This window comes from Candidatus Leptofilum sp., from assembly GCF_965223525.1.
GTDB lineage: Bacteria > Chloroflexota > Anaerolineae > Promineifilales > Promineifilaceae > Leptofilum.
This window is the reverse complement of the sequence record NZ_OZ245005.1, coordinates 483,070-506,956: the sequence shown is the minus strand read 5'-3', so window position 1 is coordinate 506,956 and position 23,887 is coordinate 483,070. Positions and strand designations below refer to the sequence as shown.

The 23,887-nt window shown below is 50.9% G+C and carries 24 protein-coding genes; 11 read left to right on the top strand and 13 right to left on the bottom strand.

Annotation, left to right across the window (positions count from 1 at the left end; translation table 11 throughout):
- Positions 1-64 precede the first annotated feature (64 nt).
- Positions 65-1,090 (bottom strand): ATP phosphoribosyltransferase, encoded by a 1,026-nt coding sequence (gene hisG, locus ACOQPM_RS19275; RefSeq protein WP_420631890.1) that lies wholly within the window; start codon positions 1,088-1,090, stop codon positions 65-67.
- Between the two features lie 247 nt (positions 1,091-1,337).
- Between hisG and ACOQPM_RS19270 the strand changes: the two genes are divergently transcribed.
- The 5 genes from ACOQPM_RS19270 (at position 1,338) to ACOQPM_RS19250 (ending at position 6,904) form a co-directional block, all read left to right on the top strand.
- Positions 1,338-3,062 carry a universal stress protein gene (locus tag ACOQPM_RS19270; protein ID WP_420631889.1) on the top strand — a complete coding sequence of 575 codons (1,725 nt, stop codon included), beginning with the start codon at positions 1,338-1,340 and terminating at the stop codon, positions 3,060-3,062.
- A 43-nt stretch (positions 3,063-3,105) separates the two neighbouring features.
- Entirely contained in the window at positions 3,106-4,827 is a 1,722-nt protein-coding gene (locus ACOQPM_RS19265) for a universal stress protein (protein WP_420631888.1), read from the top strand.
- An 89-nt stretch (positions 4,828-4,916) separates the two neighbouring features.
- Positions 4,917-5,288: a hypothetical protein gene (locus tag ACOQPM_RS19260; RefSeq protein ID WP_420631887.1), complete on the top strand. Its 372-nt coding sequence runs from the start codon at positions 4,917-4,919 to the stop codon at positions 5,286-5,288.
- Positions 5,289-5,437: 149 nt separating this feature from the next.
- Positions 5,438-5,893 carry a hypothetical protein gene (locus tag ACOQPM_RS19255; RefSeq protein ID WP_420631886.1) on the top strand — a complete coding sequence of 152 codons (456 nt, stop codon included), beginning with the start codon at positions 5,438-5,440 and terminating at the stop codon, positions 5,891-5,893.
- A 12-nt stretch (positions 5,894-5,905) separates the two neighbouring features.
- Entirely contained in the window at positions 5,906-6,904 is a 999-nt protein-coding gene (locus tag ACOQPM_RS19250; RefSeq protein ID WP_420631885.1) for a helix-hairpin-helix domain-containing protein, read from the top strand.
- Here the strand turns inward: ACOQPM_RS19250 and ACOQPM_RS19245 are convergent.
- From ACOQPM_RS19245 to ACOQPM_RS19230, 4 genes are all read right to left on the bottom strand, one after another.
- Positions 6,901-7,326, bottom strand: coding sequence for an aconitase X swivel domain-containing protein (locus tag ACOQPM_RS19245; RefSeq protein ID WP_420631884.1), 426 nt, complete (start codon positions 7,324-7,326; stop codon positions 6,901-6,903). The genes ACOQPM_RS19250 and ACOQPM_RS19245 overlap by 4 nt on opposite strands.
- 3 nt (positions 7,327-7,329) lie before the next feature.
- Entirely contained in the window at positions 7,330-8,607 is a 1,278-nt protein-coding gene (locus ACOQPM_RS19240; RefSeq protein ID WP_420631883.1) for an aconitase X, read from the bottom strand.
- 70 nt (positions 8,608-8,677) lie between these two features.
- Positions 8,678-9,454, bottom strand: coding sequence for a nucleotidyltransferase domain-containing protein (locus ACOQPM_RS19235; protein ID WP_420631882.1), 777 nt, complete (start codon positions 9,452-9,454; stop codon positions 8,678-8,680).
- A gap of 6 nt (positions 9,455-9,460) precedes the next feature.
- The gene (locus tag ACOQPM_RS19230; protein ID WP_420631881.1) at positions 9,461-10,165 is read right to left on the bottom strand and encodes a glutamine amidotransferase-related protein; all 705 of its coding nucleotides are present in this window, start codon (positions 10,163-10,165) and stop codon (positions 9,461-9,463) included.
- A gap of 233 nt (positions 10,166-10,398) precedes the next feature.
- Between ACOQPM_RS19230 and ACOQPM_RS19225 the strand changes: the two genes are divergently transcribed.
- The gene (locus tag ACOQPM_RS19225) at positions 10,399-11,406 is read left to right on the top strand and encodes a 4Fe-4S dicluster domain-containing protein (RefSeq protein WP_420631880.1); all 1,008 of its coding nucleotides are present in this window, start codon (positions 10,399-10,401) and stop codon (positions 11,404-11,406) included.
- 5 nt (positions 11,407-11,411) lie between these two features.
- On the opposite strand, the gene ACOQPM_RS19220 is transcribed toward ACOQPM_RS19225, so the two are convergent.
- The 7 genes from ACOQPM_RS19220 to ACOQPM_RS19190 all read right to left on the bottom strand — a co-directional run bounded on the left by ACOQPM_RS19220 (position 11,412) and on the right by ACOQPM_RS19190 (position 17,286).
- The gene (locus tag ACOQPM_RS19220) at positions 11,412-12,044 is read right to left on the bottom strand and encodes a phosphatase PAP2 family protein (protein WP_420631879.1); all 633 of its coding nucleotides are present in this window, start codon (positions 12,042-12,044) and stop codon (positions 11,412-11,414) included.
- 86 nt (positions 12,045-12,130) lie between these two features.
- Complete coding sequence (ahcY, locus tag ACOQPM_RS19215) at positions 12,131-13,390, bottom strand: adenosylhomocysteinase (protein ID WP_420631878.1); 1,260 nt, start codon at positions 13,388-13,390, stop codon at positions 12,131-12,133.
- A gap of 96 nt (positions 13,391-13,486) precedes the next feature.
- The gene (locus ACOQPM_RS19210) at positions 13,487-14,446 is read right to left on the bottom strand and encodes a carbohydrate kinase family protein (protein WP_420631877.1); all 960 of its coding nucleotides are present in this window, start codon (positions 14,444-14,446) and stop codon (positions 13,487-13,489) included.
- A 36-nt stretch (positions 14,447-14,482) separates the two neighbouring features.
- Positions 14,483-15,283, bottom strand: a complete 801-nt coding sequence (locus tag ACOQPM_RS19205; RefSeq protein ID WP_420631876.1) for a glycosyltransferase family 2 protein — start codon at positions 15,281-15,283, stop codon at positions 14,483-14,485.
- 107 nt (positions 15,284-15,390) lie between these two features.
- Positions 15,391-16,725: a hypothetical protein gene (locus tag ACOQPM_RS19200; RefSeq protein ID WP_420631875.1), complete on the bottom strand. Its 1,335-nt coding sequence runs from the start codon at positions 16,723-16,725 to the stop codon at positions 15,391-15,393.
- A gap of 42 nt (positions 16,726-16,767) precedes the next feature.
- A complete protein-coding gene (locus ACOQPM_RS19195; protein ID WP_420631874.1) occupies positions 16,768-16,920 on the bottom strand; it encodes a hypothetical protein in 153 nt (50 codons plus the stop codon).
- A gap of 39 nt (positions 16,921-16,959) precedes the next feature.
- On the bottom strand, positions 16,960-17,286 hold the full coding sequence (locus ACOQPM_RS19190) for a DUF1475 family protein (RefSeq protein ID WP_420631873.1): 327 nt from the start codon (positions 17,284-17,286) through the stop codon (positions 16,960-16,962).
- 151 nt (positions 17,287-17,437) lie between these two features.
- On the opposite strand from ACOQPM_RS19190, the gene ACOQPM_RS19185 reads away from it, so the two are divergent.
- From ACOQPM_RS19185 to ACOQPM_RS19165, 5 genes are all read left to right on the top strand, one after another.
- Positions 17,438-18,487, top strand: coding sequence for an ABC transporter ATP-binding protein (locus ACOQPM_RS19185; RefSeq protein ID WP_420631872.1), 1,050 nt, complete (start codon positions 17,438-17,440; stop codon positions 18,485-18,487).
- A gap of 94 nt (positions 18,488-18,581) precedes the next feature.
- Positions 18,582-19,649, top strand: a complete 1,068-nt coding sequence (locus ACOQPM_RS19180; protein WP_420631871.1) for a M50 family metallopeptidase — start codon at positions 18,582-18,584, stop codon at positions 19,647-19,649.
- Positions 19,650-19,924: 275 nt separating this feature from the next.
- The gene (locus tag ACOQPM_RS19175; RefSeq protein ID WP_420631870.1) at positions 19,925-20,911 is read left to right on the top strand and encodes a HEAT repeat domain-containing protein; all 987 of its coding nucleotides are present in this window, start codon (positions 19,925-19,927) and stop codon (positions 20,909-20,911) included.
- A gap of 72 nt (positions 20,912-20,983) precedes the next feature.
- On the top strand, positions 20,984-21,895 hold the full coding sequence (locus ACOQPM_RS19170; RefSeq protein WP_420631869.1) for an AEC family transporter: 912 nt from the start codon (positions 20,984-20,986) through the stop codon (positions 21,893-21,895).
- Between the two features lie 114 nt (positions 21,896-22,009).
- The gene (locus ACOQPM_RS19165) at positions 22,010-23,191 is read left to right on the top strand and encodes a peptidase MA family metallohydrolase (protein WP_420631868.1); all 1,182 of its coding nucleotides are present in this window, start codon (positions 22,010-22,012) and stop codon (positions 23,189-23,191) included.
- Here the strand turns inward: ACOQPM_RS19165 and ACOQPM_RS19160 are convergent, their stop codons facing one another.
- A complete protein-coding gene (locus ACOQPM_RS19160) occupies positions 23,192-23,578 on the bottom strand; it encodes a nuclear transport factor 2 family protein (RefSeq protein WP_420631867.1) in 387 nt (128 codons plus the stop codon).
- Between the last annotated feature and the right edge of the window lie 309 nt (positions 23,579-23,887).

Sequence of the window (23,887 nt, the reverse complement as noted above, 5' to 3'; positions counted from 1 at the left end):
GTTTTCAATAAAGCAGCGCAAGCGGGAATGACAAAATAAGCATAACTGATTACCAATTACCAACTTACTGATTACCGTTCAGCGCCGTCAACATCGCCCGATACCGCTCTGGCTCTTCTTCAAAAATGTATTTGCAGGGGGAAACAACCACGCCGCTGCCGCCAATCTGCCGCAGTTCTGCAATTGCCTGAAAAAGATTCGGCTTCTGTACCACAATGTTTACAGCAAACCAGTCGGGCCCGTCTGGAACGTGGTGGCGGGCTACAACAGGGGCAATGGTGGGGCCGCGCAAACCGCGCAGGTGGGGCTGGTTTAGCATCTTTTCGGCGATGCTTTCTGGGGAGCTGCCGCGCACATTAGTTGTGATCAAATAAGAGTTTTCTGCCCGCAAGTGAGCTTCGATGTACTCAATTAGCTGCCGCGCCACCGACAGCACTTCTGGACGCTCTTTCAGGGCGGCTTTGTTGGCAACCAGGCATGCCTGGGAGCTTAAAATGAGGCCATCATCAATTTGGCGCAGGTGGTTGTCGCGTAGGGTGATGCCGGAGGAAACGAGGTCGGCAATGACGTCGGCATACCCAATTTTGGGGGCAATTTCCAGGGTGCCTTCTACATTGATGAGCTTGATAGGGACGACGCCATGTTTTTCCAAAAACGCGCCGGTGATTTTGATAAATTTGGTCGCAATGCGGAGGGAACGGCCGTTTCCCCCCAATTCCTTGGCCCATGCTGCCAAATCGGACATGGTGCGGACAGGTATCTCTTCGGGAACGGCCAAGTTGAGGGTGCAGGGACCAAACCCTAGTGCGTCGTGCAAAATGAGGATGGTGTGGGAACGGCCGTAAGCCTTCTCAGACAGAATATCCAACCCCGTAATGCCAAAATCAATGCTCCCCTGCCGCACCCCGGTGACGATGTCGCCGGGGCGTTGGAACATGACGGTTAGTTCTGGCAAACTGGGAATTTTGGCCTCATACTGGCGGGGATTGGGACGGAAAATTTTTAGACCACACGCTTCTAAAAATTCAAACGCATCTTTGTGCAAGGCACCTTTGCTGGGAAGTGCCAAGCGAATATCAGTTCGTTTCATCTAAAGTCTCCTGAATTTTTTGCCCTATGGTAGTTGATTTCGGTTAAAATGTTACTTAATGGGATTGGCGTTACAAATTTTGGGCAAAATTAGAGAGGGAACGATATGAAAAAATTTGCAATAGCAGTTGTCCTTAATGGGTTGATGGGGGCTTTGCTTGGTGCATCACTTAGATTTTTAATCAAAGATTTCGCGCTCATGTGTATAATGTGCGAAAATTCTCACTAATTTTTAGGTAGGTTGAACCGTGTCTATTCCTGGAACAGTTGTTTACAATACGGCCGTTGAAGATTTCAAGCGGGCGCGTCGGTCGGCAGCCATGCAGCAGATGATGGCGCGTCTGACGGGAAAGTCGGCTGATTTACTAGCCTATGAAGATGTATGTCGCGCCGTGAAGTCTGCTGATGAGGTTACTCAGGGCGTCTATGAAATCCCGCTAGACGCCATTGTGGGCAGTGTGGGACGCTATCAAGATTTTACGCGTGCTTTTTGGCCTAAAAATGATAGCGACGAAGAGCGGTGGGTGCGGGTGAAAACGGCCGTCAACGATATGGTCGGTATGCCCCCCATTGATGTGTACAAGGTAGGTGAAGTCTACTTTGTCATTGATGGCAACCACCGGGTTTCCATTGCCCGGCAGTTGGGGAGCGACACCATCACCGCCCGCGTGACTGAAGTGCAGCTACGCGTGCCGCTTTCTGCGGATGATGATCCAGACGAGATCATCTGCAAGGCACGTTACGCAGAGTTTTTGGAGCGCACAAACCTTGACAATTTACGCCCGCAGGCTGATTTGATGATGACTTTTTGTGGCCAATACCATCAATTTGTAGATCAGATTGAGGCGCACGCAGCGCTTTTGGCAGAAAAAGGTGAGCCAGTGGATGAGGCAATGGCCGTTTGCCGTTGGTATGATGAAGTGTACCTGCCCGTCGTGCGTCACATCCAGGCGCAGGGGATCATGCGGCTATTTCCAGAGCGGACCTACGCCGATATGTACATTCTTTTTTCTGAGCGGCGGGCCGAGCTGGAGTCTGCGTTGGGTTGGGAGATTGAACCGGAAACGGCCGTTTCCCAGCTAGTGAGCGATGAGCTAGAACGCCCTAAAGGCTTTGCCGGCTGGCTGCAATCACTTGTGCCGCCGGAGCTTGTTGAAGGGCCACCGCCTGGTCGCTGGCGAGAGTTTCAGGAAACCAGAGCAAGAGGACGCCTGTTTGCCGACTACCTGGTAGGCATTCGCGGTAGCGAAACTGATTGGCTGATGCTGGATGAAATTATTCGGTTGGCCCAGCGCGACATCGACCGTCTGCTAGGGCTGCATGTGGTACGCCAGGAGAGCCAGCGCCAAAGCGATACCGTTGCCCAAATACGGGAACGCTTTTTGCAAACCTGTGCTGATGCTGGGCTAGCTGGTGAGTTTGCTATCGAAGTTGGGTCTATTAGCGACACGATTGTGAAGCGAGCCGTCTTTGCCGATTTGGTAGTATTAAATTTGGCGCACCCGCCGGGGCCGCAACCGCGCGAGCGGCTGGGTAACCGCTTTAGCCAACTGGTGCAGCGCTGCCCGCGCCCCATTTTGGCTGTACCCAGCTATGCTAAAATCTCGATGGAGCGGACGCTGTTAGCCTACGACGGCAGTCCCAAAGCGGATGAAGCGCTGTTTGTAGCCACTTATTTGGCTAGCCGCTGGCCTTTGTCGTTAACTGTGGTAACGGTAGAAACGGAGCATACATCAGCAGAGGCGTTGGATCGGGCACGCACGTATTTAACAGAGAACGGTGTAAACGATGCGAACTTTGTTTTGCGCCAGATGCCCATTGCTGATGCGGTTTTGGAAACGGCCGTTGCTCACAACATAGATTATTTAATTATGGGCGGATTTGGTTTTCGGCCAATGATGCACTTAATGCTGGGCAGCACGGTGGACACTATTTTAAGACGATTTAAACATCCGATATTGATCTGTCGGTAAGTGGCTGTTCTATGTAGGATGAGTGAATAAGAAATAAAAAGCTATGGAAAATACTTATTATCAAGCCGCGCTTGAGGATTTTCATCAGGCGCGCCGTCAGGCGGCAATGCAGCAATTGTTGGCCCGATTTACCGGCGAGCAAACTGAGCTGCTTTCGTATGATGACATCCGGCAAAAACTTAAAGCAACCAACATGCGTAAGCGAGGTCTGCAAGAGATCCCTGTTGATAAAATTGTGGGCAGCGTTGGACGATATAAAGATTTCACGCGCAGTTTTTTGCCAATTACAATCAGCGGTGAACGATGGGCGCGCGTAAAGGCAGCTACATCTGATTTGGTTGGCTTGCCGCCAATTGAAGTGTACCAATTAGGTGATGCCTACTTTGTGATTGATGGCAATCATCGTGTCTCCATTGCCCAGCGTTTAGAAGTCCCTACCATTTCTGCGTACGTAACAGAGGTGAAAACGCGCGTTCCCTTTACGGCAGATGATGATCCAGAAGAAATTATTTGCAAGAGCCGGTATGCTGAATTTTTAGAGAAAACGAACCTGGACAAATTAAGGCCTGAGGCAGATTTGCTGATGACTTTTTGCGCCCATTATTCGTTATTGCTAGACCATATTGACGGACACAAATATTATATGGGGTTGGATTTGCAGCAAAATGTTTCTTACGAGGATGCAGTGGCTCATTGGTACGATGAAGTTTATTTGCCAGTGGTGCAAATGGTGCGCGAGCAGGGCATTATGCGTCATTTTCCAGAGCGGACTGAAGCGGATATGTACGTTTTGCTATCCGAGCATCGGGCTGAGTTGAAGGAGGCTTTGGGCTGGGATGTTGGCACGGAAACGGCCGTTTCCGACATCCAGCGCAAGAAAAAACCGGGTGCGGCCATCGCTCGCGTGATTGAGGCTGTTGTACCCGATGAGCTGGAATCTGGTCCGGCCCCTGGCCTTTGGCGGGAGGAGCGGCTTGCCAAGCGCGAAGTAAGCAATCTGTTTAATGACATCCTGGTAACGATCTCTGGTGAACCAGAGGATTGGCGGGTTCTGGATCAGGCCATTATGATGGTGCAGCGTGAGAACGGCCGTTTGCTCGGTGTGCATGTGGCTGCAAAGAAAAAAGAAGATGAGGATCAGGCTACTGTTGCAGAAATTCGGGATAAATTTGAGTGGCTTACGGCTGAGGCCGGCATTGAGGCCGACTTTAGCGTGGAGTGGGGGAATGTAGCTCGCCAAGTTGTGGCACGGGCTGCTTTTGCCGATTTAATGATGTTGGCCTTAAACTGTCCACCGGGTTCTTCCATTTTGGAGCGACTTGCTTCTGGTGTGCAAACGATCTTGCAGCGTACACCGCGCCCAGTGCTGGTGGTGCCCACTTTTTCGCCCATGCAGCACGCGCTGCTGGCCTATGACGGTAGCCCCAAAGCAGAAGAAGCGTTGTTTGTAGCCACCTACCTAGCCAGCCGTTGGCAAATTCAGCTTTCTGTTGTTACTGTTGGCGGCGGCAATGGCAAACTGGATACGGCCAACCGTGTTCAGTCCCGTGCCAAAACGTACCTGAGCGTGGCTGGTGTGAAAGCAGATTATATATTGCCTGGTGAGCCTGCTGCCTCAGCTTTAATTGAGGCAGCCGCCAGCCAACAGGCCGATTTCATGATTATGGGCGGCTTTGGCAACAGCTCAATGAAAACCTTGATGTTGGGCAGCACGCTCAACCAAGTATTGCTGGAATATAAGCAGCCCATCCTCATTTGCCGATAACTGGAATCGAGAATGCAAAAGTTTGAGCTATCTTTGATTTTTAGTCGCCGTCACTAGGATTTTTGTATTTTTTCTGCTAGTTGGTTGCTATGAATCCATTTTCAGGATTTTTAAAACAATGGTCTAAAAACCGCCCCCTCAACGAATTTGTGGCGTGGTGGGATCAGTTGGAATCAGTTGTGGTGCAGGTGTATCGAGAAAAGATGACAATTGAGGAGGCGGAGCCTATCTTTGCCGAGGTGTGGCTCTGGCTGCGACGGCACTATGAGGGGTGGGAAGAAACGTTACGGCCGTATTGGCAACAAACCAAAGCCGCCGGTGAACAAACCCAAACCGATCCCTTTCAACTGCTCCTCAATTTGGAAACCCCGGCCGCTATCCTGGGCAATTGGCGTGCTATGCAGCACCTCCCCGCCGCCCGCGAAGCGCTGAATCACCTTCTACGCGATCAAGGCAAATAGCGATTTTTCGTAACCTGAGTGTAGTGCGTACTCCATATTGCGTTTTTTTACGGAAGACGCAGTTGGCAATACATATTGCGTCAATCCCCGGAAACAATTAGAATCAGCCTAAAGCCGTGTGTTATGTTTAGCAAATTTGGGTGTTCCCTATGAAACAAAAACATTCTTTTAACTTCATGATAGGCCTGTTGATTGGTGGGCTGGTGGGGTTGCTGTTTTGGTATTGGCAAAAAAGCACCTCTGCCGAGGACGGTGCGCTGGCGCTTTTGGATAAACTGGCTGCAACCGAAAGGCGGGTTCGTGAATTGAAAACGGAAATGACAGGCCGTGGTGCGGTGCCGGAAGTTTTACGCAGCATTCCCTTACCCGATCAACCGACTGGATACCCGTCATTTTTAGAAAAAAGTCGCGCTACGATCCAGGTAGACGATCTGACGCGGGTGAAGGGAATTGGCGACGTGTTTAACGGCCGTTTGCGAGCAGCAGGGGTGCAAACCATAGAGCAGCTCAAAGCGCTCTCGGCAGAAAAGCTGGCCGACATTTTGCAGGTGCGCTTGGGACGTGCCGAAAACATTTTGGCAGAAGCGCAAACTGTAAACCAGTGAGGCGGGTAATCTATGTCTTTTGAACTGATTCTGGCACTCGTTGTTGGCTTTATCATCGGCGTGCTGGTGGCGTTGCTGATTGACAACCAGACGCTGGTGCGGCGCATCCAGGAGGCGAATGCTGAAAAGCAGCAGGCACATGCTGGGCTGCAAAAAGCGCAGATTCAGCAGCAGGCGATGGTACAAAAGGTGCAATTGACCCAGGCTGACATGGAAACGGCCGTTGCTGAACGTACTCAGCTCGAAGAAACCATCGCTCGGCAGCTGCAAGAGATTGAAGCCAGCCGCAGCCAGCTACAAACCACCATCCAAACCACCGAAGCACTCAAAGAAAATGCACAAGAAGCGCAGGAGCGGCTGGAAGAGCTAGATAGTTTACATCTTGCTACGGAGGAGCAGTTGGCAACGGCCGTTGCCGAAAACAGCCAGCTTGCCACCGACCTGCAGCTGCTACAGGGCGAAGTTGCCCTGCTGGAAGAAAAAGCCGAAGCCCTGACAAATGATTTAACTGTGGCTGAAGCCAAATCGAGCGATTTGGAACAAAAAATTGTAGCGGTTGAAGCGCAGCTAACGGCCGTTGAAAGCCAAAAAGATGCAGCCCTGGGGGAACTTGAGCAAGCGGAACAGACGGCCGTTGAGCAAAGCGCACACCTGGCCAATTTGCAGCAGCGACTTGTTGAGATGGATTTGCTGCGTGATAAACTGTCTGAAGCTGAGGCAAATTTGGAAACGGCCGATTCCAATTTACAAAACCTGCAAACCAAGATGGATGACGTGCAGACTAAAATGAGCTATAGCGGCAAAAACCAGCTACAGCTCATCCGAGGCATTGGCCCCACCTACGCCCGACGCCTTAATGAGTTTGGCATCCAAACCTTTGCCGATTTGGCCGACTGTGACCCGGAGCAGGTGGCCAGTATCATCAAAAAGCGCAACTGGCAATCGGTAAACATTCAGGATTGGCTAGATGAGGCCAAAGCGCTGGCTGCCACGCTCAATTCAGATGGCTAAAGCTTACGCGTGACGAGCCCATCAGCTTCCACGCTTACCTGCTGACCCGTCTGAATTTGGGCGTAATCATGACTCGCCAAAACCAGCACGGGCGGCGATTGGTCGTACATTTCACGGGCAACGGCTGCACCCAAGGCCAAAATGCCATCCACCTCTGCGGTGATGATGGCTGCGGGGGTAGTTTGCTGCTTTACTGCTTCCAGCAAGATGCTGCTGGCACTGCTAGACCCGCGGCCAGCGGGCAAAACCAGCACCCGCTCTGTGACAATTTGCCCCACTTGGGGGTGTCGCTTGTCAATAATTTCCCCCGTTTCCGGGTTTAAGCCACCCCACAAACTGAGCGGCTCTGTTAGAACCAACGCCTCGCCAACGGCCGTACCCGCCACCAAAACCGTCGCCTGAAACTTTTGCCCAATTTCCAATCTCTAATCTCCACTCTCTTTATTTATCCACAACGATTCATCCCGCCACACCGTGCCTTGTGCTGCCGAACGAACACACTCTTCCAGGCTGCCAAACACCACCTCCAGGCCAATGTTGCCCGGGGAGTAATGGGCAAACTTGCCAGAATTAGTCATCAGCACGCCATGCTGGCGCACGATGGGCGTAACCACCACACAAGTGTCTACAATCACGCGCACGCCAGCGGCGTGTAGCTGCGCCAGCCAGCCCCGCTGTTGCATAGCCCCCAGCGCCAGTCGGTTGGTACACACAATGAAATCCACATTGGGATGGGGCGGATGCTGTTCGATGAGTGGCAATAGCTTCTCAAATTCGTGTAGCGAGAAGTGGGGGCTGCCGAGAGCGACAACTTGGATGCGGCCGTCCGCAACCGTCGCCAATTTTCCCAGCGTTGCCCGAACCTCAGCCATCGTCACGGTGCGTTCCGCTGTGGGTGGCTGATGATGCAGGGCTTCAGCCAGGGTGCGGGCTTCTGGCGTGATGCCCACCGCGTGGAACAAGGCCACCGCGCCAGAAGAGGCTGCCGCCGCCCCCAGCGCCTTTAGCTGATCCTCAGTCGTTTCTGGCGGTAAGCCCACAAGCACCGGAATCTGATTCTGGCTATTGGCCCCGATGTAGTAGCCCAGCACTGGGAAAAATACATCTTCGTGTAGCAATTTCTTGGGAATGCTATCCAGGTAAAATACAACTTGGCCGCGCCGGTTCTGCGGCAGATGCAGGCCAACAGCGGGTGCACGACCCGTAAGCGCGGCGCAAATGTCAATGAAGTCGCCGTACCGATTGGTGCGTGCACCAAGCACGGAGTTGGCAAAAACGATAGCGTTGCTCTCGGCCCAGGCGATTTGTGTGCCAAAGGTGGGACGGTGCATAGTCTGGTACGGAGCGCAGGTCCAAATTGGCGCGCAGCCCATCTGCTGGTACGCTGCCATTAGTCGGCTAGCACGGCTGGCTAAATCAGCGCTGCCCTGGAATTGCTCTGGGTGCATTAGGTCAATTGCGCCAACGTTGAGGGTGGTGGGTACGCGCACCTGTGCGCCGCCAGCTACCAGCCGCTCGGCAAAATCTAACCCGGATTGCCCGTGATACAGACAACCGTCAATGTGTGCCGATTCAATATCAAGCAGTTTAGTTGCACCGTAGACGTTGGCCATTGTGGTTAAAATTCGCATAGCCATTTTGGTGGCGTCACCAAAATGGCCGTAGAGCATGGCCTGGTCTTGGGAGGAGAGGATTAGCGTCATGAGGAGATTGGATACTAGAGATTGGAGACTGGAGGAGTTCTAATTTCCAGTCTCGGAATCTCCAGCCTCTTTAAAATTTGCTTCTGATTAGGTTTTGCACGGCCGTTTCAAATCGCGTGTCGGGTGAAAAATCTAGGTGCAGGCGTTCGACGACGGCCGTGCGGGCATTCAAATATGCTTGGAGCAGGTTGGCAAGGTGAACGGCCGTTCCCTGCGTGTCCTGGTTAAATTGGGCATGCAGCAGCGGGGCGCGGGCTGGGTCTTCCGGTGGCAGCACATGGAGCAAAGGCGGCAGGGTAAAATGCAGCAGTTCTAGATAAATGGTGAACGGCTTATCGTTATCACCGCGCAGCAGCAGCCGGAATGAGTCCCACAGCATCACCCAGAATCGTTCGTCTAGCGTAGCCAGCTCGGCAGCGGTGAGGCGGGGCTGTGGCATCAAAGCGCGACCACAGTTGGCCTGGAACTGCTCCGCCCAGCCATCTTGATCTTTGAGGATGCGAATATCGCGGTCCCACGGGTTAGGTCGCAGTTCAGTTTGTAGTTCGTAGCGGTAGTCGGCTTTGGTGCCGTTGCTGTAGAGGGCGATGTGAAAGTACGGCCGTACATGCTCCCCATCAAACGACTTGGCAGGCACGTACTGCATTACCGACTGAACAAAGTCGCGCCGCTGCCGCCAGGCGCGTTCGCGAGCGGCTTCATCAGCAAACACGAGGGCCACATCCATGTCAGAGTAGGGATCGTTTGTGCGACGGCCGTAAGACCCTGACAAAAAGCAGGCCACAATATCACTTTCACTCATCACCCGCTGCTGCAATCGTCCCAGCACCCGATCTTGTTCAAACATAAAATCTTACTCCTGGAGGAAGTTTACAATCCATTGAGCAAAAAGTTGGTTATCGGGACGGCCGTTTGCTACCGAAGCAACGGCCGTTTCGTATACCTCAGAGTTCTCCATCTCGTTGCGGCTGGCCAATATGCCTTCCATAATTTCCGGCGTAAATTCGGGATGCCCCTGCACACCGAGCACCTGCTCGCCGATGGCGTACATCACATTGGGGCAAAAATCATTACCAGCCAATTGCTCTGCTCCCGGTGGTAAATCAATCACCTGATCCTGATGCACAAAGTATAGCGAACAGTGGGGCGACGGCTCTGTCATCCACGGTTTGCTGCTGTTCACGGCAAACGGTTTTAGCCCCAAACCCCATCCTTTGGCTGATTTTTCTACGTGTCCACCCAGTGCCTGAGCGATGATCTGGTGCCCAAAGCAGATACCTACTAACTTCTTGCCCAAATGGTAGCATTGGCGAATGAAGGTCATCAACGTCAATATCCATGGATCGGTTTCATATGCACCGCTAGGGCTGCCGGTGATGACGTACCCATCGTACAAATCGGGGTCGGCTGGGAACTGATTTAGGGCGACGGTGTAGCCAGTAAAAGCAAAATCATCGGGGGCATTTTGCAAGAAGCGAATATAAGCATCAATGGGCGAGCCGCCCCAATTTACCTGGCTTTTGGCAGGATCGATTGCATTCAAAATGGCAACTTTCATGTTCATGTCCCTTTGAGGAGACTATATTTTTTGTATACTAATCATATGTCTTCAATTACTATTTATGAACTTGCTAAATATATCTTAACATCATGTGCTGACAAACGGTGGAATTGTTTTTTTGGACGTGAGCAAAGGTTTTCTGGGACATCACCTTCTCAAATCGAAGTTGAAATAGAGGAAATTTTTCTTTTCTACAGAACTAATTCTGATAATGGAAAGAGGTAAAAATCATGGGAATCATTTGGGGCAAGGAAACAGAGGATGGTTATGCACCCTCATGGTGGCATCGGCGGATGAAGCCGGCCATTACTGGCAATGAGATTAATGGGCTGGGGGAAAAAGAAAAACGACGGCCGACACCTGTTTACCATCGGCAAGATTGGTGGCATCCCTGGCGGTGGGTGCAAGAAGCGTTTTACGGCCGTATTGCCTTGTATATGCCCGCCTTTATGTGTTTCATCAAGAGCAATATCCTGGATGCTCGTGAACCAGTACCCATTGCTGCCAAGCCAGTGCCGGGCACACCGCATGAGTGGACAGAGCGCATTCGCCAAAAAGCCGAAGCGCTAGGCGTGAGCGATGTTCGTGTTGTCCGCATAACGGAAGATTTAATCTTTGACCGCGACACCATTCCTGAAAAATATGCCATCATTTTGGCAAGCCAAATGCGCTATGAGAAGATTCATAAAAGCACTGAGCGTAAATTCCGCCCCAGCCTTTTAGAAGCCATGCAGGTTTATTTACAGGGCAACGTCAAGGCCAAGAAGCTGGCCAATTGGCTGCGTGAACAGGGCTACGATGCGCGCGGTTTTGGCACGCCGATGGGGACGCCGCTCAACATCGTTCATGCAGCGCAACGCGGCGGCATGGGGCAGCTTGGCAAGCATGGCTCCCTCATTCATGCGGAATTTGGGCCAATGTTTCGTATGGCCTACGTGCTCACCGACCTGCCGCTGATTGTAGATGAGCCAGTTGATATTGCCGTAGATGATTTTTGCAAACTTTGCCAGCTTTGCACAAAGGCCTGCCCGCCGGGCGCAATCTTTAACGAGAAGCAGTGGGTGCGGGGTGAATTAAAGTGGTATGTGGATTTTGATAAATGCGTGCCGTACTTTAATGAGAATATGGGCTGCGGTATCTGTTTGGCCGTTTGCCCCTACGGCCAGCCCGGTGTGTCTGAGACGCTCATTGATAAAATGTTGCGCCGCCGTGAGCGTGATTCGCAGTTGGCAGGATAGGCCGATTAAGAAATAAAGCAGCCAAAGGGTGTGAGGCTAAGAACCACGGCTGCCCCTAGCACCAGCCCCGCAATGACTTGCGCCACCGTATGCCGCTTGAGGAAGAGGCGCACCCAACAAACCGTGCCAACTAGCGGAATCCCTACAATTAGTCCTGCCTGCGAGCCAAACACAAGCCAAAGCAAAACGGCCGTTGCCATTGCCCCAGTTGCGTGCAAACTAATCAGCCAAAAATGGTTAATGAGTGCCAAAGCCGACAGCTCGATAACGTTGAACAGTGCTAAGCAACGCAACAGCTCCGGCCCGTCAAACCCAGCGATGAGGCCGTAGGCGATTGCTGCAAACAAGATGGCAGAAATATATGGAATGTTGCGCTCGCGGGTGTTGCTCATGTGTAGTTCGGCGATGCGACCCGTTTTAAGCAAAAAGAGCACCACCAAAATCGGTGCCAGGGAAACAAGCAGGCCGTAAACGGCCGCCCAGAAAAAACCGATCCAGCTAGGTAGCGCATACAAACCAAAAGCCAGCCCCACCACGGCAAACATCACCGGCGGACTGACCACATTGGAGTAAATACGAGCGGCTTTAACCAGCCCGGTACGGTTTTGCGCGAGTTGGTCGAGAGGGGGGAGATTCATTGAAGAACTGTTTAGGTTTTCAGGTGATCAGGTTTTCAAGTGAATTTTCAACCTGAAAACCTGATCACTTATTCACCTGAAAACCGTTATGTGCCTTCTTGCCAGGAGTTCAGGTACCGTGTCTGGCGTTCCGTGAGGGTGTCTATGTTCACACCCATCGCTTGCAGTTTGAGGCTGGCAATGCGTTGGTCTACCTCTTCGGGGACGGTATATACTTTGTTTTCCAGATTACCCTTGTTGTCTACCAAATATTTAGCGCTGAGAGCTTGCCCAGCAAAGCTCATGTCCATGACTGAGGCGGGATGCCCTTCGGCAGCAGCCAGGTTGATGAGGCGGCCTTCACCCAGCAGGTTGAGCTTACGGCCGTCTTTCATAACATATTGGTCTACAAACGGCCGTACCCGCTTTGGTTCACCGGTTGCCATGTCGAGCAGTGCTTCCTTGTTTACCTCTACATCAAAGTGGCCAGAGTTGGCCAGCAAGGCACCATCTTTCATTGCTTCAAAATGATGCCGATCAAAGACATGGATATTGCCCGTCGCGCTCACAAAAATGTCGCCAATAGGGGCAGCCTCCAGCATCGGCATGACGCGGAAGCCGTCCATGACCGCTTCCAGTGCCTTCAGCGGATCAACTTCCGTTACGATGACATTACCGCCCAAGCCACTTGCGCGCATAGCAATGCCCCGGCTGCACCAGCCGTAACCAGCCACGACAACTGTTTTGCCGGCGATGAGGTAATTGGTGGCACGCACCACACCATCCATGGTGGATTGCCCTGTGCCGTAGCGATTATCAAAAAGATGCTTGGTTTGGGCATCATTTACGGCCATCATGGGGAATTCCAGTGCACCGTCAGCGGCCATCGCCCGCAGGCGGATGATGCCCGTAGTGGTCTCTTCCGTACCGCCAATGACATGGCTCATCACATCGCGGCGCTCTTTATGTATGGTGCTGGTGACGTCAGAGCCGTCATCCATGATGATGTTTGGCTTATGGTCTAGCACCGCCTGAATATGTTTGTGGTACGTTTCATTGTCCTCGCCCTTAATGGCAAAAACGGGGATTTCGTAATGAGAAACGAGCGAAGCGGCCACGTCATCTTGAGTTGAGAGTGGATTGCTGGCGCACAGCATCACGTCTGCGCCACCTGCTTGCAGTGCCACTACCAAATTAGCAGTCTCAGTGGTAACGTGCATACAACCGCTGATTCGTAGTCCTGTGAACGGCCGTTCACTCTCAAACTCATCATACACACCCTGCAAAACCGGCATCTCCTGCGATGCCCACTCAATCCGCAATCGCCCACCGGGGGCAAGATCAGGATTTTTAATATCAAATTCCATTAGAAAAAGTCTCCTTGCAAAAAATGACCCTCCCCCCAGCCCTCTCCCTACGAGGGAGAGGGAGCCAGTTCCCTCGTAGGCTAGGGTGAGGGTAAATTAATCAACTAATAAAACATCCAACACCCCGTCATCATCAAAATGCTGCCGAAAACGAGCCATAAAATCTTGAGGGGTGTAATGATGGTTTTGTGGTCCCATCTGTTCCAAAACGTAGGTGGCTGCCAGGGAGCCCATGCGCCCCGCCACTTCCCAGGGCAGCCCAAGCTGCATTCCACGCATCAAGCCAGCCCGGAAGGCATCACCCGCGCCTGTCGGATCGGTGATAGCTTCAGGCGGCACGGCCGGAACGCGAATTTCTTCACCATCAATTACTAATCGCGCCCCTTCACTAGCCAGCGTAACCAGCAGAATGCCCACCTTTTGCAAAATCTGGTCTTCATTTAAGCCAGTTTTTTCCTGGATGAGTTGATGTTCATACTCATTGACTGTGAGCATGTGCGCCCCTTCCAATCCGTGAAGTAGCTCGTCGCCACTAAAACGGGCGGCTTGCTGGCTGGGATCATAAATGAAGGGGATACCTAACTGGCGGCATTCGGCGGCGTAATTGCCCATTGCGTCTGGCGCGTTGGGAGAAATAATGGCCAGGTCAGCATCAGCGGCGTGCTTGGCAAAGCTGAGACGCCCGGCGTGCGCCATCGCGCCCGTGTAAAAACTGGCGATCTGGTTTTGAGCTTGGTCTGTGTTCACAAAAAAGGAGGCGCAAAAATCGTCTTCAATTTCGACAATGGCACCGGTGTCTACGCCGTGACTTTCTAGCCAGGTGCGGTAGTCGCCAAAATCTTGCCCAGCGGTGGCCATGACGGTGGGATTGCCGCCTAGCAAAGCCAGCGTGTAGGCAATGTTGGGGGCCGTGCCGCCCCGCTGTCGGTTGAGTGAATCTACCAAAAAGCTGAGGCTAACGGTGTGAAGCTGATCGGCCACCAGCGAGTCGGTGAACTTGCCGGGGAAGGACATGAGATAATCGTAGGCAATGGAGCCGGTTACAACAATTTTCATTTCTAGCTACATTTCACTTTTAATTTGGTTTCTAAATTACGCAGACTGCTGTCTATATTTCTCTTCAGACTCTGTGTTCTCTGTGGCCTTTTTTAATATGGGGCTGAGTTTTAGGCGGTCGCGCAGCATGGTCATGATGATTTTGAAGCCATCGGCGATGGTGATTTTTTTGCCTTCGGCGTAGGTGCGCGGATCGTAGTTGATGGGCACTTCGACGATTTCGTGGCCGCTGAGTAGCACTTTGTTGGTTAGCTCAAACTCCAGGTTGAAGCCAGTAAGCGTTAGGTGGAGCGATTTAGCAACATCAGCTTTGACCATCTTGGTGCCGGTGCCGACGTCGGTGAGCTTGCTGCCAAAAAGTAGGTTAGTCACGAACGTCCAAACGCGAACCCCGAGGTAGGCATGGGCATATTCGTATTTGACATCCCCGCCCAAAATGCGGGAACCGTAAACGGCCGTTGCCCCTGTCTCTTCTACCTTTCGGCAAAATTTGGGATGCTCTGCGGGATCGTACTCTTTGTCAGCGTCCTGGATGATCAGGTAATCACCCGTGATGTTGTTGATGCCGGTGCGAATGGACATTCCCTTGCCCATGTTGCGCTCATGGTAAATGACCTTGATTTCTGGATCATCAATTTTTTGCAGCAGTTCACGGGTGCCGTCTGTGGAAAAGTTGTCCACGACGATAATTTCGCGCGTCCAGCCATTGCCCAAATCCACCGCCTGGGTGCGGGCAATGACATCTTGAATCGTTGCAATCTCGTTGTAGCAACAAATAATCACCGATAATTTCATACGCATGAAAGGTTGGTAAGCCACCGTGCCGGGGTCTACCAACCTTGCTCCTATTTCTCGCTATTCTTTTGAAAACCGAAGGGCAATTATAACAGCCAAACGGCCGTTGGCGAATTTGACAAAATAATCAGAAGACTATAATACGCATATCAATATTGAAGGGGCGTGAACCTGTTTTCATCATTGATAAATCCAGGAATTATTTTGATCTGGGAATTGACCGTACGCTGCAAATCTGCAATGTGCCAAAGAATATTTTTCGTATTTTCCTCATTTATGAATTCTAAATTTCTGATAACCAATACAACATGAAATTCTGAAACAACGCTTTCATTGAGCATTTTGTTTGCTCGCCCAATGTATCTATTTCTAATCAGATTGAGCATTTTGTTTACTTGCTTAGGGAAAACGTGCTTAATTTCAACAGCAATTTTACTAGCATCTGACTCAATGAGAAGATCAAAGTGATCCATAGGGTGTGATGAGGGTTCTAGGGATACAGGTTCGTAATTATTTATATACCAATCTGTAACGGATGATTCCGCAAGGATGTTTTGTGCAGATAAAGAGTTTGGTTCATACGAGGAAATGATGTTTTCCTTCTCATCAGCGGTTAAGTCGATTTTATCTAATTTATTTATAGTTTCTATCAATACTTGCTTTATTTCTGTTGCAAGACCTTTAATTTTTGCGAAATCAGAATGGTCAATATATCTGTTGTGAGCAATATCGTTGCGTAATTCGTATAACAGTTGCCACTTCGTTTTTAGTTTTTCTTCCTCATAATCTATTATCTTTGAGAAGTGCCTTTCCCAGTTTGACTTAGGTAATATTTTCTTGATTTTTTCGAAGGTTTCTGTTGAGGATTCTTCCTTTTGCAATATTCTATCGAGATCATTTAGAGCAAGGGTTCTGTATTTTCTAAATAGAACGTCTGACAAATGTATGAAGTCTGTTTTATGCAAAATATCTAGATATGAATTCTGTTTTCCGTGTCGGTTTTCAATTTTTGCTAGAATATCGCTGTGTATAGTTTCTTGCGACCAATCCATTCCTACATTAATAAGCATAAACTTTGAAATTAACTTTCGCATCAAGTTTTCTATTTCATAGATGAGTGGGTAGGCTTGAATTGCATAGTTTCTTCCAACGTCGTTCCAAAGCGTATCTATGCGAGTTAATCCAGGTTTGATTTTTGAAGCAATACTTTTTAATGTTAAGGCTAAATCTGTAAATTCTTGCTCTACATTCTCTTGGTCTGAGACTAGTGTTAGGTGAAAATACCTTTCTTTCTTTGCAGGTATTAGTCCTGTTGTGACATATAGTTCTGCATTAATTACAAAGTTTTTTTGTAAGTTATGGAATCGAATATTTTTACCAGATATTTTTATGCTAGAATCAACCCCAAGAAAATTCAAAAAGGCTTTCTTAGAATTGCAAAATGTGTCGGCTTGCTTAACTATTATCAGATATTCTAATTTCATGGTTTCGTGTCCGTCTGAAGGGTGAAAATTGTGCTCTTTTTTTTATTTCAAGCTGCAATCGTACCAGTTTTCGACGATGCGTGTGCTTTGGAAGCAGACTTCTTCCGGGTTGTCTTGTGGGTCGTACAGGTAGCCGGGGCCGAGTTCAGCCATTAGGCCGATGGACTGTAGGTAAAAAAGACGGCCGTACCCCATAAACTTGCCCTGACTATTTTGCTCATCTACTTATTCCCTTTAGGTGGAACGGCCGTGCCAAAATCGATCCCAATCCCCTTCGCTTCTGAACAACGCCAAAAGCACATAGAGGCTGCCAGTGAAAAAGCCCAGCACCATCAGCAACACGATCCACGCGGTAGCAGTTAACTTGTTTGATTCACGGTAGAAAATCCACAGAGCAAAGAGGGAGAAGCCGACGTACAAATCCACTAATGAAACAATCCCCCAGGGCATTGCCAGCAGTTGGCTGCCTTCGCCACCAAAATCGCCGACGGCAAAAGCGTAGCCAATGGCTGCACTCATGGCCACTACGCCTAAAAACGAGATGATTTTTGCGATTTTCATAATTTCCCTCTTGCCATATCATCCAAATGATGCAGCCTAATTCTAGCACAATCCCGTTCAAATTCTTGGCACGCACGCCAAACGGGGTAAAGTTGCGTGCATGGTATTGCGCTGCGCAAATGTCGAAAAATCTTATGGAAAAAAGCAGGTTTTGCACCAGGTTGAGCTTGCCTTGCAGGTCGGGGAGATCGGGGTGCTGCTGGGGCCGAGCGGCTGTGGTAAAACGACATTGCTACGGATCATCGCGGGATTGACGGTGCCAGATAACGGCCGTATCCATCTCAACGATCAAGACATTACCAATCAACCAGCCCACCAGCGCGGGTTGGGCATGGTGTTTCAGGAATATGCTCTGTTCCCGCACAAAAACGTTTTCCAAAACGTGGCCTTTGGCTTGCTAATGCTGAATTGGCAGCCAGCAGAGATTCAAAATCGGGTTGGGCAGGTTTTGGAGTTGGTGGGTTTATCTGGCTTTGGCCAGCGGCCCATTCATGAACTGTCTGGCGGGGAGCAGCAGCGGGTGGCCTTGGCACGCTCGCTAGCTCCTGCGCCCCGGCTCATCCTGCTGGATGAGCCGCTAGGTGCGCTAGATCGCGCCTTGCGTGAGCGGCTTATGCTGGATTTGCGCCAAATTTTGAAGGATGCCGGGAATGTGTTGGGTCGGCCTGAGGGAATGACGGCCGTTTACGTTACCCACGATCAGGCCGAAGCATTTGCTATTGCAGATAAGCTGGTGGTGATGAATAACGGCCGTATCGAACAAACTGGCTCACCCCAAACCGTCTACCGCCGCCCCGCCACCCTCTTCGTGGCTCGCTTTTTGGGCATGGAGAATATTTTTGAGGCGCGTGTGATAGCGACTAATCCGGCTGTCTTGGAGATTGGAGACTGGGGACTAGAGACTGACCTGTTAACCATTAACCATTTACCATTAACAATTAACCATTCTAGCTTTTTCCTTATTCGCCCCGAAGCCGCCCGCTTGATAAAACCTGGAACAAAAGCAGCCAATATACTAAACGGCCGTCTCATCCAACACTCCTTCCGGGGCCGTTATCAGCTCATCACTATCGAAACCAGCCACCAGCCACCGCTCAGGCTGAAGTTTGAACTGGAAACGGCCGTTACCCTCCCCCCCATCGGCCAAACCATCCAGCTAGCCATTGACCCCGGGGCTATTGTACCGTTAGAGAGTGGTTAGATTGGTTGCGATTCACATTTATCCAGTCGTATAATGCAGCCCGTGGCTCAGGGCTAATTGCCCTGACCAATTTTTTTACTGAATAGGTGAAAATATGTCTTCATCATTTTTATGGTCACTTGGTGGTTTTTTTATCGTATTGACCCCTATTATCCTGGTGCATGAGCTGGGGCACTTTTTTGCCGCCCGCCTGTCAAACATTCGGGTTGAGGAATTTGGCCTGGGCTTTCCACCACGCGCCGCCAAGCTGGCTGAACGGAATGGCACCATCTACACCTTAAATTGGATACCGCTAGGTGGCTTTGTACGTCCGGCTGGGGAAGATGATCCCACCGTTGAGGGCGGCTTGGCCTCTGCCTCCAAGCGTGCCAGACTGTTTGTGCTATTTGCCGGAGCTGGCGCAAACTTTTTGATGGCTTTTGTGGTGTTTTGGGTTGCGTTTATGATCGGTATGCCTGCGGTTGCCATCTCAGAGGTTGTGCCAGAGACGCCCGCAGATGTGGCCGGTTTTCAGGCAGAGGATGTGTTTTTAGAAGTGGACGGCGTCCGGGCTGAATCGTCTGGCGTTATTGCCAACATTATGCGTACCAATGCGGGCGAGCCAGTGGAAGTGCTGGTAGCGCGTGGCGAGGGCACCGCTTTGCTCACCGTCATTCCTCGCACTTTGGATGAATATGATCCAATAGAAGAGGGCCCGATTGGTGTTGGCCTGATGGCTGATCCAGACGGCCGTCGCATCACGCGCGGGCCAGGCGAAGCATTCGTGGAGTCGGGTCGCTCCATGTGGGAAATTGTGTACCTTACTGTGAGTGTCCCCTCGATGCTCATCAATGGCGAAATCTCCCCCAGCGAGGCTCGCCCCGTGAGCGTCGTTGGCATTAGCCAAATTGCAGGCCAGGCAGCAGAAGTTTCAGTGACCAATAGCAACCTGTTCCCAATTTTGAACATGGTGGCTTTCATTAGCGTGGCATTGGGCTTTACCAACTTGCTGCCCATCCCCGCATTAGATGGTGGTCGCATACTGTTTGTGATTATCGAAGCAGTGCGTGGTCGTCGCATTGAGCCAGAGCGGGAAGGGATGGTTCACATTGTGGGCATGTTGGTGCTGCTCGGGCTGATGGTTTTGCTCATTGTGCAAGATATTGTGAACCCCATCTTTTAGCCGAAAAGCGTAAGAATTGCACACCACAAAGCATCTGATAAAGGGTAAGGTATCGTAACCCGTCAGATGCTTTTATCATTCATCCCCGTTGACGTCATTGACAAATCAGTATTGTTTCTGTAGATTTTGCCCTTCTAAATATTAGAAGGGCATTCTTTGTAAAAGCCCGAAAAACTTTTCTTGGTTTTAGAACAAAGTTGGCTTTTACACAAGCAAACCGTAGAGTTCGCTTGACTCGTATTATTTTGCGCGGTTTGTATTTGCCTGGAGTGAAAATGAATATGATAAAAGAACATAAAGAAGAACAGCCAATTGAGGTTGTGCTGAATGAGATTTTTACAGCAGATCCGCTGCCTATTGCCCAACTTTACCGGCTGTCTGATATGCCAGATGAGGGTGCCGAGCAGTTTTGGCAGAGCTGGGTTTCTGTTTCCGATGAGCGTCGGCAAGCGATTGTGCGCCATCTGGCAGATATTTGTGAAGATAATTTTGTGGTAGATTTTTCGCCAATTTTTGTCTCTGCTTTAGAAGACAGGTTGCCGGGCGTGCGGATCGCGGCACTGGATGGTTTATGGGACTCAACCGACCTGAATTTGATTGCCCCATTGACAAAGATGATGAAGTCTGATCCTGATGAAAAGGTGCGGGTAGCAGCTGCTGGTTCACTGGGGCATTATGTGTTACTGGCCGAGTGGGGGCAGCTACCAGAATCAATTTTGCCAGAATTAGTTGGCACCATGTTAGCGGCGTATGAAAATGTGGAAACGGCCGTTCCCGTGCAGCGTGTTTTGCTAGAAGGATTGGGTGCTGCAGATCATCCCCGCATTGGTACGCTCATTGCCGAAGCGTATGAAAATGGCGATCAGGCGATGCAGCTAAGCGCTGTTTTTGCCATGGGCAACTCCGCCGACCGGCGTTGGACGGTCACCATACTGGGTGAGATGGAAAGCCCGTATGAAGAGATGCGTGCCGAGGCTGCCCGTGCTGCTGGTGCCATTGGCAACAGCGATTTTGTGCCGCAGTTGGCTGCTTTGGCCTATGATGAAGATTTGGCTGTGCAAACGGCCGCAGTCACCGCCTTAGGCCAAATTGGTGGCGATGAAGTGCAGCGCATTCTGGCTGATATGCTAGATGATTCTGAAGTTGAGGAAAACGAGGAGCTGCTTGAGGTCGTTGAGGCCGCCATGGAAGAGGCGGCGATGATGGCTGGCGATTTCGATTTTGCCGATTTCCCCTATGGCGATCCAATTGATAATCTGTAATTAAGTAATTGGGTAAATAGTTATTATTCCCGATTGCTAATTACCCAATTACCTCTTCTAAGGGCTCCCCTCTTGGCTGACATTATTTTTGTTTTAACCCAAAACATCCTGCCCATTTTTGTGGTGGCAGGGTTTGGGTTTGCCTTGCAGCGGTGGCTTGGCGTGGACAAACGGCCGTTATCCACCATCGTGCTAAATGTGTTGAGTCCTTGTCTCGTGTTTTCCTCACTGGTTGGGTCTCAATTGCCTGGGGATGAGCTGGCGAGCCTGGCCCTGTTTGCAGTGTCCAACGTGCTGCTGATGGGAAGCGTGGCGTACTTGGCTGGCAGGGTGCTGCGGCTGCCGCGTCGCCAAACGATTGCGCTCATGGTTGTTACCATGTTTGTCAATGGCGGCAACTACGGCATGACCCTCAATCAACTCCGCTACGGCGATCCAGGGTTGGTGAGAGCCGTGGTTTATTACACCACCAGCACTATCATGCTGTATACCATCGGCATTTTTATTTCTTCGATGGGAAAGATGCCGTGGCGGACGGCGTTGCGCCGCTTGCTAAGATTCCCGGCGGTGTATGCGGCCGTTCTTGCCATTATTGTGTACAGTTTCCAGATTCCACTGCCTGTCCCGCTGCTGCGTGGCATTGAGGTAGCTGGCGCAGGAGCTATTCCGGTGATGCTGCTGGTGCTGGGAATGCAGTTGGCCGATCTCAAAACGGTGGCCTCTTTGCGCTTTGCGTTGCCTGCGTTGGGGCTACGCTTACTGTTGGGGCCGCTGGTTGGGCTGTTGCTTGCTACCCTCATTGGATTGTCTGGCTTGGGGCGTTCCACGTCCATTATTGAAGCCAGTATGCCCCCGGCTGTGTTTACCATTATTTTGGCAACCGAATTTGATTTGGAACCAACGGCCGTTACCAGTATCGTTTTGCTTTCTACCCTGTTAAGCCCACTGACCATTGCCACCGCCATTACCCTCTTAAATTTATGATTATATTGCGTAGCTTAGAGAATTAACGGAATACGCAATACTGAGATGGCGAAAAATTAAGCACAGTATCTAGTTGCAATAGGTCAAAACCCTAATGCCGTGTACAATTTTGACATGAAGCGATTGGTCGGTTGGGTTTCCGGGCTATTTTTGTTGCTGCTGCTTTGGAGCGGCCAGCCTGTTGTCAGGGCACAAAGCGATGCGTTTATCAGCACAGCCGTTGTGGAATATGCTCAAAATATTGCATTTACCTTACACGGTGAGATGGCTGCGCCAATTGAGCAGGTAGATTTGTTTATTCAGGCGGCACAGGTGGAACGGCCGTTCACTGTAGAAGCCATCCGTGTTAATCAAACCGGTGGCCAGCTAGAAGCCGCTGTGGATATAGACCCCACCGTGGCGGAACTGCCGCCCTTTGCCCAAGTGCGCTTTTGGTGGGAGCTGCAAACCAGCGGTGGCGACACCATCATCGTTCCCGAAGAAACGTTCTTTTACGAAGACAACCGGTTTACCTGGCGCGAACTGGCGATAGGGGATGTGACGATTCACTGGACGGGCAACGATGCTGAATTGGGGCAGGTGGCAGCAGAAATTGTCACCGATAGCCGCCAATTGCTGGACGATATTTTGCCGCAAACGGCCGTTTCTCCCCTCAACGTCTACATTTACCCTGCTGCTGGCGATTTACGGACAGGCTTGCGGTTGGCAGGGCGCGATTGGCAAGATGGCCACGCTGACCCCGATTTGGGTGTGCTGCTGGTTACGGCCGTAAATCCCCTCACTGCCGCCAACGACCTAAGCCAATCCATCCCCCATGAGCTAACCCATCTGCGGCTGTACCAACTGGCGGCAAGCAACGAAGACGCAGACGTGCCGCTTTGGTACGAGGAAGGGATGGCGCTGCTAGCCGCAAACCTAACTGCGGGGGATGAATTGGTGGCAACGGCCGTTGCCAACCAACAAACCTTGCCCTTGCTCAACTTGTGTCTAGGTGCTTTGGCAGATGACAACACGATTGAACTGGCACAGGCGCAGAGCGTTTCGCTGCTCCGCTACATTCAGGCCCAGTTTGGGGATCAAGCACTGCGGCAGTTGGGTGCTGCTTATCTGGCAGGGGCGAGCTGCGAAGCTGGATTAACCCAAACGCTAGAAATGTCGTCGGCAGAGCTCAATGTGGAATGGCTGGCCGCCGAATCGCCTACACCTGCCTGGCGTACCTTTTTGAACCAAAATGGCCTCTGGTTACTGCTGGTTCTGGCTAGCTTTTGCTTCCTGGCGCTTTTGCTGCGCCGTTAACTACTCTTTTAGTTGAGCCATCATTGCGCGGGGGTTCCAGTAGGCGCGCAGGTTACTAATTTCGCCATCCGGGTTAAAGACAAACAGATTGATGCCAGAAAATTGGGCTGTTTTGCCATTTTTGCCAATGCCCTCTGCCTGCCAATGCACGGCCGCTTCGTTTTTATTGATGTAGACGGCCGTTTCTGTCATGGTAAGTTGGGAAAATGTGGCTTCAATCCCTCTGAAAAATTTCCGCAGCCCATCATGCCCCTGAAATGGCGGTGCACCGACCGGGTCGTGGCTTTCGCCGTCGGCGGCAAAAACGTTCACAAACGCATCGGTATCCATGTTGCGAATGGCGGCAAAATAGTTGGCAACGGCTTCTTTAAGATTGTCTCGGCTCATTTTTTTCTCCTTCGAAAATATTGCGTATTGCATAAAGTGGCGAAGCCACAACCAAAATTTACCACAGAGGGCACAGAGATCACAGAGTTTTTTCCCTTCCTCAATGTTCTCCGTGGGCTCTGTGGTTCAATATTTGCAACGGCCGTCAATTCTCTTATGCACGTCTAACAGAAGCGGGGTATTATTACGGCCGTTCTTGGCAAATTAGCCTAACGGAACCCAACCACTGAATAATTCACAAAACTATATGGACTGCTAACAGAGGTTTCCTCTTTTTTCTTTGTGACCTCTGTGGCAAAATCACTTTTT